11 protein-coding genes are annotated in these 9,540 nt (G+C 42.1%); 5 read left to right on the top strand and 6 right to left on the bottom strand.

The features are described 5' to 3' along the window. The first annotated feature begins 574 nt into the window (after positions 1–574). From C942_RS16495 to C942_RS16485, 3 genes are read left to right on the top strand one after another with little or no spacing between them, the layout of a single operon-like run. On the top strand, positions 575–820 hold the full coding sequence (locus tag C942_RS16495; protein WP_036800642.1) for a hypothetical protein: 246 nt from the start codon (positions 575–577) through the stop codon (positions 818–820). A 40-nt stretch (positions 821–860) separates the two neighbouring features. Then, positions 861–1,721, top strand: a complete 861-nt coding sequence (locus C942_RS16490) for a tyrosine-type recombinase/integrase (RefSeq protein ID WP_232428186.1) — start codon at positions 861–863, stop codon at positions 1,719–1,721. Beyond that, positions 1,718–2,383 (top strand): hypothetical protein, encoded by a 666-nt coding sequence (locus C942_RS16485; RefSeq protein WP_007467756.1) that lies wholly within the window; start codon positions 1,718–1,720, stop codon positions 2,381–2,383. The genes C942_RS16490 and C942_RS16485 overlap by 4 nt, the downstream gene beginning before the upstream one ends. A 54-nt stretch (positions 2,384–2,437) precedes the next feature. On the opposite strand, the gene C942_RS16480 is transcribed toward C942_RS16485, so the two are convergent. From C942_RS16480 to C942_RS16470, 3 genes are all read right to left on the bottom strand, one after another. After that, positions 2,438–3,433, bottom strand: coding sequence for a replication initiation protein (locus tag C942_RS16480; protein WP_036800639.1), 996 nt, complete (start codon positions 3,431–3,433; stop codon positions 2,438–2,440). A 227-nt stretch (positions 3,434–3,660) separates the two neighbouring features. Then, a complete protein-coding gene (locus tag C942_RS16475) occupies positions 3,661–3,888 on the bottom strand; it encodes a hypothetical protein (RefSeq protein WP_007467751.1) in 228 nt (75 codons plus the stop codon). A gap of 61 nt (positions 3,889–3,949) precedes the next feature. Beyond that, the gene (locus C942_RS16470) at positions 3,950–4,582 is read right to left on the bottom strand and encodes a ParA family protein (RefSeq protein WP_007467749.1); all 633 of its coding nucleotides are present in this window, start codon (positions 4,580–4,582) and stop codon (positions 3,950–3,952) included. A gap of 498 nt (positions 4,583–5,080) precedes the next feature. Between C942_RS16470 and C942_RS16465 the strand changes: the two genes are divergently transcribed. Beyond that, positions 5,081–5,899 (top strand): HNH endonuclease domain-containing protein, encoded by an 819-nt coding sequence (locus tag C942_RS16465; protein WP_007467747.1) that lies wholly within the window; start codon positions 5,081–5,083, stop codon positions 5,897–5,899. Between the two features lie 223 nt (positions 5,900–6,122). On the opposite strand, the gene C942_RS16460 is transcribed toward C942_RS16465, so the two are convergent. The 3 genes from C942_RS16460 to C942_RS16450 form a co-directional block, all read right to left on the bottom strand. Then, entirely contained in the window at positions 6,123–7,058 is a 936-nt protein-coding gene (locus tag C942_RS16460) for an Abi family protein (protein WP_007467746.1), read from the bottom strand. A gap of 813 nt (positions 7,059–7,871) precedes the next feature. Further along, positions 7,872–8,399 carry a helix-turn-helix domain-containing protein gene (locus C942_RS16455; RefSeq protein WP_036800636.1) on the bottom strand — a complete coding sequence of 176 codons (528 nt, stop codon included), beginning with the start codon at positions 8,397–8,399 and terminating at the stop codon, positions 7,872–7,874. Between the two features lie 328 nt (positions 8,400–8,727). Beyond that, positions 8,728–9,030 (bottom strand): hypothetical protein, encoded by a 303-nt coding sequence (locus C942_RS16450; RefSeq protein ID WP_007467742.1) that lies wholly within the window; start codon positions 9,028–9,030, stop codon positions 8,728–8,730. 101 nt (positions 9,031–9,131) lie between these two features. Here C942_RS16450 and C942_RS16445 point away from each other — a divergent pair, with 101 nt between their 5' ends. Continuing rightward, positions 9,132–9,419, top strand: coding sequence for a hypothetical protein (locus tag C942_RS16445; protein ID WP_036800633.1), 288 nt, complete (start codon positions 9,132–9,134; stop codon positions 9,417–9,419). Positions 9,420–9,540: the final 121 nt, after the last annotated feature.

The following is a 9,540-nucleotide window of genomic DNA, read 5'->3' as shown; positions in this document are numbered from 1 at the left end:
ACATCACACATGCCACCCCCTATCAAATTTACTCAACGTCCCTCCCTATTTGCTCGCTTCGCATAGCAAAATCGGGAGAGGCGTTTCGCAAATTTCGCGAGACACCTCGCGCTGTGTAGAAATCTAACGATTCCATACACAGCGCGAGGTTAAGCCGCAAAAAACGCATTCCACGCAACAGTAAGTGCGCAACACCAATTCATTGCCTATTTTTGCGGCACTGTTGTATAGTGAAATCTAACCTTATGCCCAATGGGCATACCCTGATCTCATGTGAGATCTACGTTTGCATTCGGAGCACCGTTCGGTCAGAGAGCCGTAAATTTAGCTCTTGTCTATGGGGAGTACGGCCTAATTATAACCGTATGCGTAGGTTAAACGCTGAACCTGCGAGGCATTCTCAAAGTACGCGAAAACAAAAAATCAGCACGTACTCCACGCACGGAAAGTGGACGTAAATTAGGTGTGAACAGTCAGCCTGCTAAACGATAATAGCTAAAATGGCGAACGGCATTGCCGTCTGAATACTACTGAGTATTTGGCTAGTTCTTACAAATTTAAACAGGAGCACGCCGTGAGCTTTGACCCTGTGGCAGCCGGGGAAGCTGCAAAATTGGAGCGAGAGCTCCGTAAAGGCCGAAACTACAAAAAACGCACCTCCGCATTGGAGCCGTTCCGAAATGAGATCGCCCAAATGTACACCCGGGGCTACTCTCTCGAAATAATCGCTCTGCACCTCCACAAAAATCATGGCCTAAAGAAAAATCGCAGCACTATCCACCGCTATCTGAAATCAATCGGGGTTACACGCAATGGCTAGAGGGCACTTTGCAAAATCCGAGTCTCAAGCCGCCTCTGTTATGAAAGAGATACAGGGGAAAGTGATCAAGTCAGTTGGCACTGTCCGTAACTACGAACAGGCATTAAAAACCTGCTGCGATTACATGAAAGAGTTTAAATTAGGTGCGCTTCGCGATATTACGCCAGAGCAGGCAAAGACCTATCTAGAGATCCGAGCTACTGAAAACTCCCAAAGCACCATAAACATGGATCGCCAAGCGATTCAGACCATGATGCAACACGTAACGCATCAGCTAAACAAAGAACAGTCCCTTTACGACCCTAAAACTGAAAAAATCCCCGAGTCCTCAAAAGAGACGATTTTGAAAAGCCGGTCTTATACACCAGAGCAAGTGCAGCGGATCACGGAGCACCAAACAGACCGACACGCCCTATCTACTAAAATTTGCCATCAGGCCGGCCTCCGCGCTCACGAACTCTACACGCTGCGTCCGGCTGGAGAAGTCCAGCCAAGCCCCCGAGAAGTGCATCCGGAAAAATTTTCTTACATGCCAAGTCAAACTCAGACGTACACCGTTGAAGGAAAAGGAGGGCTTATCCGAGAGGTTCAGATCCCGACCCACTTAGCCGAGCGTTTGGAAGCCCTCAGGCTGGATTTACCAAAAGATGTGACAGACAGGGGCGTGAACTACACCACCCATTACGATGTTGCTGCAGGACATCGCTTTTCTGACGCATTCAGCAAAGCAAGCGACAGAGCGCTTGGGTATAGCAACGGGGCTCACGGCTTACGCCATTCCTATGCGCAAGATCGCTACGAACAACTGGCGAACCACCTCAACAGGATAGATGTGCTAAAAGTCGTCTCTCAGGAGCTAGGACATTTTCGTCCTGATATTACAGAGGTTTATCTACGATGATGTGGGCTGTTCTGGTTGTTTTATTAGTGGGGATAGGACTCGTTTTCGGGGCTCCGTTCTTGGATTTTCTAGCTCCCGAGGCGGGGATCTTGCTGGTTGATGCCACAGATACGAAAAATCCGATCATTCTGGCCACAGGTTCGGCCACACTCTGGCACCAATGGCAAGTCTGGCTCTACCTAGGACTGTTTTGCTTGATTTTAGTCACACTGTGCAACGTCATTGCCGGATTTATCCAGAGTTATGTAGATCAGGGGCTTTCAGATAAAAAACAGAAGCTGGACGAGCAGATCGCGGAGTTCAAGCGCTCTCAAACCCTATTTGAACAACAGAGAACACAGGAAATTGAAGCCAGACTAGCCCATGAATATCAGCGATTGGAACAGATGGAACATGACGCAATAACAAGTGAAACTCGCGCCCGAACATTAAAAAACCATGCTGAACAAATAAACAAGGCCACCAACCTGAACCACGACAAGCAAAAACGAGAAAACCGCAGCAAATTAGCCCAACGAGATAGATTACGTGAACAAAAACGCTTACTAGCTGAATATCTCCCCCACTCGGGCTGGAAATATGCTGACGGTACAACACCGACATACCATGATCTGCTAAAGGAAGCCCAGGACTTTGAGAGGAAGAATCGATTTCAACATTAGAGCAAAACAGCCCTAAAAAGGGCTGTTATCTGATAAGGCTTGCTTGTTTCGCGATCACTCTTTTGAAATCTTGAGGTACTTGCTTACGGTTGACGGCGATACGTTAAGATCCTCAGCAATCACACGGTTGCTATATCCTTGATCTTTCAATGACACAACCTGAGTTAATAACTCTGCATCGTATGACGATGGACGACCGCCTCCTTTAGAGGTTGAACCGCCAACAGCTCCGGCCTTAGCTTTAGATTCAACCGACCCCGCTTTACCACCCTTCGCCCCTTTCTTAGCCTGACTCTTACGGAATCCTTCCGGCGTAAAGTGCTTATACGTCCAGTTCGCGATCGACTTCGATATGGATTTCACTTCGGACACTGGCAAAGGTTGAGTAAATTGTCCGTTCAGTGCTTCAACACGCTCATATACAGTACTGTTCCATGCCCGCTTATAGTTCGGAGCCCAGTAATCTCTAATCGCCCTGTATGCCCATTTACGGACAGATTCGAACAACTCACAGTTGCGACCTAAACCAACAGACCCAATACCGCGTAACGGATGGCCACGCAAATCAAGGTGATCTGCCAACTCATCCAGCGTGTATTCGTATTCCGTCCAGAACTCATTCTGCCAATGCGGGTGCATCGGGTTTTTCGTCAACAGACCTGCAAACCCACGATCCGCTTTCAGGCGCTCAATCATGGCCGATTGAATGGCTGCCGCGTATTTGATCGGCTCGATATTGGCAATATCAGAGGTGCAAAACGGAATTTTTAAGCGATAAGCGATATGGCCGTGGCCGTTCTTGGGATTCTTACTTGTCCAGTAAGGCGCCGGAAGATTGGCATCGTACCAAGCCAACACAGCACCGTTACGGTCAATATCAAACACTAGGTATGTGACCATACTTGGCTGATTGACCTGGAGGTACTTTTTCTTAACCGCTGTTTTCTTCGGACGAATATAGGTGACACCGAGTTCATCAGTGCAATACGGCTTATTCGGGAGTGATTCGAATAAATCGAGCTGAAAGGCGTTTGAATGTTCAGTTTTCACACATAACTGCGCTTATGGCGGTTATGTGTGGATTGTGTTTGGTGATCCATGTGTTAAAATTACCTCAAGCATTTATGCTGGCCCTGAATTCTCATAGTCTCCCGCCAAGTTGAATATGAGATTCGGGGTTTTGTTTTTTCTGGGGTTTATATTACCCCTCAGGTTATAACTTCGCAATTTCCCAGCACTTTTCAGTACCATTTAATCGATACCCCCCAATACCTCCATCATAATGCACCATCTCGTTCTAGCTTTTCTTTGATCGCTTCCAGAATATAACCAGTGAACAGCTGACTTGTCTTACCGTTTTCTCGAAGCTCTTTGTGTGCATCAAAGTATGTAACCGGAATGCGTTGTATGGTTTTTGCCTTGTATGCTGATTGTGGTTTGGTTGTGTTCACAACCTTAGATCCACTTGCTGCATTTTCCAGATCGTCTAGAAAGCCTTTTGCCATGATTAATCCTTACAACTAAAATATATCTTTTCCATATGCTTTTAATATTTAAAGCGTATTATTAACTGTCAATACTAGCAATTGTCAGTAATTCGTCGACGAATGCATGTAACTCACGTGCCGCTCGGCTACCACGTGTAGTTGTGTGCTCTACAACTGCATGGTGCTTATTTAGTGCGTTGTTGTACTCTGCTCGGCCAGGCAGAACGTTGGTGAATTTACTCAAATGTTTTGAGCGCTCGATAAAACTATCAGTATCGCTAAAGTCTTTTCTTGCTGAATTTTGGCGGTAGTACAGTACGTGTGCTGTGATATCTCGATTAACGTTTTCGCTGATCTCACTCAGTACTTTGGTGTAACCATTTAGGCCAACTCGTTCCGTCATGCTCTCGTATTGAATTGGAACAATGGTGACATTTGATGCTGCAACAGCGATACGGTTAACGCCAGAGTCGAAACCACCACAGTCGATCATGACAGTTTTGTCCTGGTATTCTTTGATTAGGCCAATTAGCTCTTTATCTGTTTTTGCACTGGCAACATTGTATTGTTGATCACGTAAACGATTGAGGATAGTTAGACCATCATGTGGATCCAGATCGATGATAAGGTCTGGTTTGATGATAGCAGCGAGGTTGTAGAGAAGAGTTGTTTTGCCGACTCCACCTTTTTGGTGAGCAACAGAGATAATCATTTAAATTCATCCGTGTATTGAGTTGCCTTTAATGTATAGCGTGATAAAAAAGATGTCAAAAAAACACAATAAGAAAATCTTTTAGATATTAAAAACATATCTTTTTTACTGATTAAAGGTGGATGATTACTGAGATCAAATGTGAAATGGACTTCTGGCGAAGTTGTAGATTGTAGCGTCAGACATTTCTCTTGCTACCAGTAACAACTTTGTAAGGGTCACCTGACCCCTATGGCCAGATACAAAAAAGGTCGCCCTGGCGGCCTTTCTAAGTTCGGTTTACGATTGTTACGTAAAATCAGATTTTCACACTTACTATCGATTGATAGCAAAATTAACCCGCTCGAAACCGCCCCCCACCCCTTTAATGGATATGCAAAGTAACTGATAGTGCTTGATTTGGATTGTGTAGTTTAAACAAAGGCTGCATGATCACAGCGAAAAAGCAGGCTATAAGCCAGCTAATAAGCATTAGCTTATAGATGGAGACAAAATAGTATGTCAAAACAGAGCATTCCACCGACGGTGAGAGCGGGTATTCATAAAGTTTTCAATGAAAAGTGTTTTTATTGTAATGAACCAATTAACTACAGTGAACTTGAAATAGACCATGTAATTCCAGAAAGCTTGTTAAGTGATGATAAGAAAAAAGAGAAAGCACTTAGAAAATATGCACTAGAGTCTGACTTTGAAATCTTGAGCTACAAGAATTTAGTCGCTTCATGTGGTGATTGTAACAACAAGAAACGTGATCTTCTTCTGCATACGGGGTTTGTTGCAATAGCTCTGGCTGTTATAGAAAGTAAATTACCCAAGCTAAAAGAATATCTAACTAGTAAAAAGAAAGATAAAACGTTGGCAAGCCTGTTGAAATCAATGGCAACATCACTAGAGAACGGAGCGTTTACACAAGAGGAGCTTATAGCGAGCTTAAGTAATATTTTTGAATTTCCCAACAGCCATCCCAGTTTAGTCAACTCACTAAAGCCTGTTGAGGAGTCTCCTGTAGAATTCCAAGAGCGTGATGACGAACTTGATATCGTTTGGATACAACACGCTGTCGATAAGCGTGGAATGAATAAGATTCCTAGTGAAGATGTTTTAAATGCTTTATATAGCGGGATTACATTTAGAGCTGATAGACATCATTGTGCTAAAGAGCGCTATTTCGTTGAGACAGAATCGGGGCTTCGAGTCGTATTCGAGATAAGAAAAAATAAGGTCGTAATTGTTACTTGTTATTATGTTCATAAAGACTACTTAGCTAAGTATCAGAAATATGAAAAAATCAAATCACCGATAAACAAACTAAGCTAACAAGTGCGATCATGTAAGGCTACCTAAGTTAAAATTAAGCTTTGTATCAAATTAACTTGATACAAAGATACCAACCAAGTCACCAAACCAACTTGGTAACTTGGTGGTAAACAACACGGACACCTTGTTACTCATAAGGCAACAAATCCAACTCTGTAGGGGGTCAGTGCCCCCTTTTAAAAGACCACCTGAGGCGACCTCTTAGAACTATGGTTTACGGGTGTTATGGTAAATACTTTGGCGGCCTTAAGTGCTTGATATCTAGGAATATAGTTTCCCCCTTAAGAAGACCTTTCGGAGCTGTCTTTAGCTCATAGAAACCAGAAATAGCCTCATTATTCTTCACCTTACTTAAAAGCTCTGTTTTTAATTTGTTAATACTAAAAGGATTATTTTCTATCCCTTGGTAGTGTTTCAATGCATCTAAAGAACAAACTTCCCTTACATGTTCTTCAAGGCCAATACCAACTAAGAAGTCATAACGTTCATGACTCATCCACTTTAAAGCTTCAAGAATTAAATCAATATATTCTTGTAACCGTGAAATGCTTTCTTCTGGTGTTCTTGGTCCATATCTTAAAATGTTACCACCACCATCAATAGTATCTTTAATCTTCCATAACGGCTCATAGTGGCCGATTCTATTCCTAAAATCTTTAATAAAGTTAAATCGTCGATGAAGATATGCTCTTGTGGCTTGAGAACCATGAGCATTAGGAAAAGCTACTGGTATCAGAGACGGCCAAAGTTTATTGTTGTGCACAGGATCATCGTAATTACCGGTTAACATATTTACCCAAAAACCAAATGTTAACTGTGAAACGACCATGTCTGCTGTCGGCGGAGGAGTAATCCAGCTACCGTCTCTTTTCTTATAAAGCTGCTCTGATTTCTTTTTAGCTTTGGGGAAACGGTTCATACGGAACCATTCAGAGTTGCCACTATACTTACTTTTAGCCGCATTATGAATGGAGTTCCTTAATGTTACTTCAGTCGCTTGAAGCAAAGGGAAAAAAGCAGTCGCGATTGCCTTATTCCATTGGTATACGCCAATCACTTCCGCATCATTTTTACACGCAAAATAGGTCCTGTACGCATCCAAGCGAGGACTAGACAGTTTCACCTCTAAAGCATCAATAAAACTCTGATCTACTTGCAAACTTAGGAACTCCCAAATATAATTATCAGCGTAAGTCCTAGATACACCCCCTCATGAACACGATTCATGATATGGCTCTAGGGCAGAATTAAAAGGTTATCTGCTTGTAAAGGCGGATCCCTAAAGTTTCAATAAAAAAAGCTGCTTGATAAAGCGGCTTTTTTTATGTTTAAAACTAGCAAACTTAGAATTAAACACTTATTTATCATAACATTACCACACAAATAACCATCCCGTCTAACAAGACATAGTTTAACCAAACAGTCCTTAGCACAAAGAAATCACTCTCTATAAAAATGCGAATAAGTACGATCGTGTAACTTCAAATTTTGGTCTAAGACCAAAAAGTCTCACGTGAGAGACAAATCAGACACTGTCTGATTTGGTCAATACGTACGCCATCCCAAGCATCCCAAAAACTAATAAGCATGGGGAAAAACGCTCATCTGGCATCTCACCAATAAACTCAAAAAGATCAATCAAGTCCCCCCTCCCGAAATCTATGGAATCATAGTCTCCGGAGGGATAGCTGGTTAGCAAAACAAGTTTTACCTAAATTAGGTATTCTGGTCTCCTCCATATCTATAGGGCAGCCTTATTAGCAGAGCCTGAAAGCTGTGCGTTAAGTGCGTATTACGTGAAATCTATACCGAACTGGTGTGATCATGTAACGGCCTGAGATAGAAAGATCGTTTAGAAAAGTAGTCGAATCGACAACATTTCCCTGTAACCCTGAGGTCACACCTTGCCGTTTTTGATACTATCAAAAATCAGAACGGACATGAGACAGACTCCCTAGAGTAGTTAAAAACGTCAATTAAAACGAAATACTCTGATTCCATTGAGCTCTAATGAAGATGCTAAATCCTCATTCATGACGTTAAAAACTATATGTTTTGAGTTTTGATATGCGAGGTCTTTATCGTTCACTATTTCCCAGGCTTTACAAAAATTGCTACGGTGTATCAAATCATGGCATTCCGCTAACTCCGCCCCTTTAGTTAGTTTTTGATTGACTATGGATACTGTTCGCGTTTTCCCACAGCCAGACATACCACAAAAGACAAACCGTAATTCAACATCATCGCCCTGCAAATTCTTTTGTTCTTCAATATATTCTAATACGTCGTTAGCCATACTATGGACAGGGTGCAACCCTTCAAGATCGATTTGAAGAGCTGGGTTGTTATTAAGCTGCATTAACATTTCAATTAAAGCACTTTTGGGATGCCTTCTCCCCGTCTCCAAACTCTTCACTGTATCTAGGCTGATTCCTAATACCTTTGCGAATTCTGTCTGAGTTTCGCCTCGTTGCATACGGACTTGTTTGATTATATTCATTTACATCCAACCATTGGTGTACAAGATTAATTGAACTGTACACCAATGACGAGATTATAGGCAACTACTTTAGCTTTGCGGCTACAAACAATGTGCGTTAAATGCCTCTTATGTTAAATACGCCAGTTTGGCACTAAAAACAGCCATTCCAGCTCCTCAGCAGCCCATAGGCGGCATTTTAGATAGATGATCAAGGCGATATGCTTCCGTTAGCGATTGAAAGTTTGTAACGGTTTTAAGGCGATTTACAGGGCAAAAAATCCGCATGTTCACTTAAAACAAAAAACGCCCTTAGAGGGCGTTTTTTCAAATATAAATGTTACTAGTTTCACCTTTGAGTTCTACGCAACCATTTCTCATAGTACTCAGAGTAATCTTCGTCTCTACCACCAGTTTCTTCTATCCAGTCATCGCACTCTGGGCTTCCATCAAACATATACCCCTTAAATTTACCGACAGAGCCCCCTACATTTCCTACTAGACTCTGAGCTTGAGATGCTTTAATTACTGTCTTAACAGCTGCTTTAGCAGGATTACTTTTGATGTCGTCTATCGCATTATCAATATCGAGCTTAAGACCATCGATAGCAAAGCCAGGTCCAAAGAATACTAAATCACTAAAAAATCCCATACACACTTTCCCTGTTGATAAAATCACGCTAATGAAATAAAGTAACGCTAAACAAACAAATCAACACTAAAAACTTTAATCAACATTATGGGGATTTGCAAATGGAAGTAAGACATAGATATGACTTAGAGAAGAAGTTAGACAAGCTTTATCATCAAGGTTGGGTTGAATTTGAAAAATATGAGCTTTTATCGATCTTTGATAAGCGTCGCCTTAGAAATCAGGTTTTTAAAGACATACTTTCGCTTTGGGATGAGAGATTTCCTAGAGGCAAAGAAGAAGAGCTAGCTGTAATCGAAATAAAATCCGAAGACTCTGCTAGAAGTCCGCATAGCTTCATTCTTGTAAACAAAAAGAACTTACAGTCTCTGTCTGATTTTTTGGGATAGAAACTCAAATAGCTCTTTTCAATTGTTCCCCCTCTTTCTCTCACTAGGAAAAATCTGTAAAGCAGTTTGCCTGATATGAGATTGTGACAAGCGAAGCGCGTCAGTTCTGTAGCGAATGTTC

The organism is Photobacterium marinum (assembly GCF_000331515.1).
Classification (GTDB): domain Bacteria; phylum Pseudomonadota; class Gammaproteobacteria; order Enterobacterales; family Vibrionaceae; genus Photobacterium; species Photobacterium marinum.
This window is presented reverse-complemented; position numbering and strand designations above follow the sequence as displayed.

Coding starts and splice junctions, on each gene's coding strand:
- C942_RS16470 (WP_007467749.1), bottom strand. CDS start 4,582: ATGATTATCTCTGTTGCTCACCAAAAAGGTGGAGTCGGCAAAACAACT.
- C942_RS16475 (WP_007467751.1), bottom strand. CDS start 3,888: ATGGCAAAAGGCTTTCTAGACGATCTGGAAAATGCAGCAAGTGGATCT.
- C942_RS16490 (WP_232428186.1), top strand. CDS start 861: ATGAAAGAGATACAGGGGAAAGTGATCAAGTCAGTTGGCACTGTCCGT.
- C942_RS16465 (WP_007467747.1), top strand. CDS start 5,081: ATGTCAAAACAGAGCATTCCACCGACGGTGAGAGCGGGTATTCATAAA.
- C942_RS16450 (WP_007467742.1), bottom strand. CDS start 9,030: ATGGGATTTTTTAGTGATTTAGTATTCTTTGGACCTGGCTTTGCTATC.
- C942_RS16445 (WP_036800633.1), top strand. CDS start 9,132: ATGGAAGTAAGACATAGATATGACTTAGAGAAGAAGTTAGACAAGCTT.
- C942_RS16485 (WP_007467756.1), top strand. CDS start 1,718: ATGATGTGGGCTGTTCTGGTTGTTTTATTAGTGGGGATAGGACTCGTT.
- C942_RS16455 (WP_036800636.1), bottom strand. CDS start 8,399: ATGAATATAATCAAACAAGTCCGTATGCAACGAGGCGAAACTCAGACA.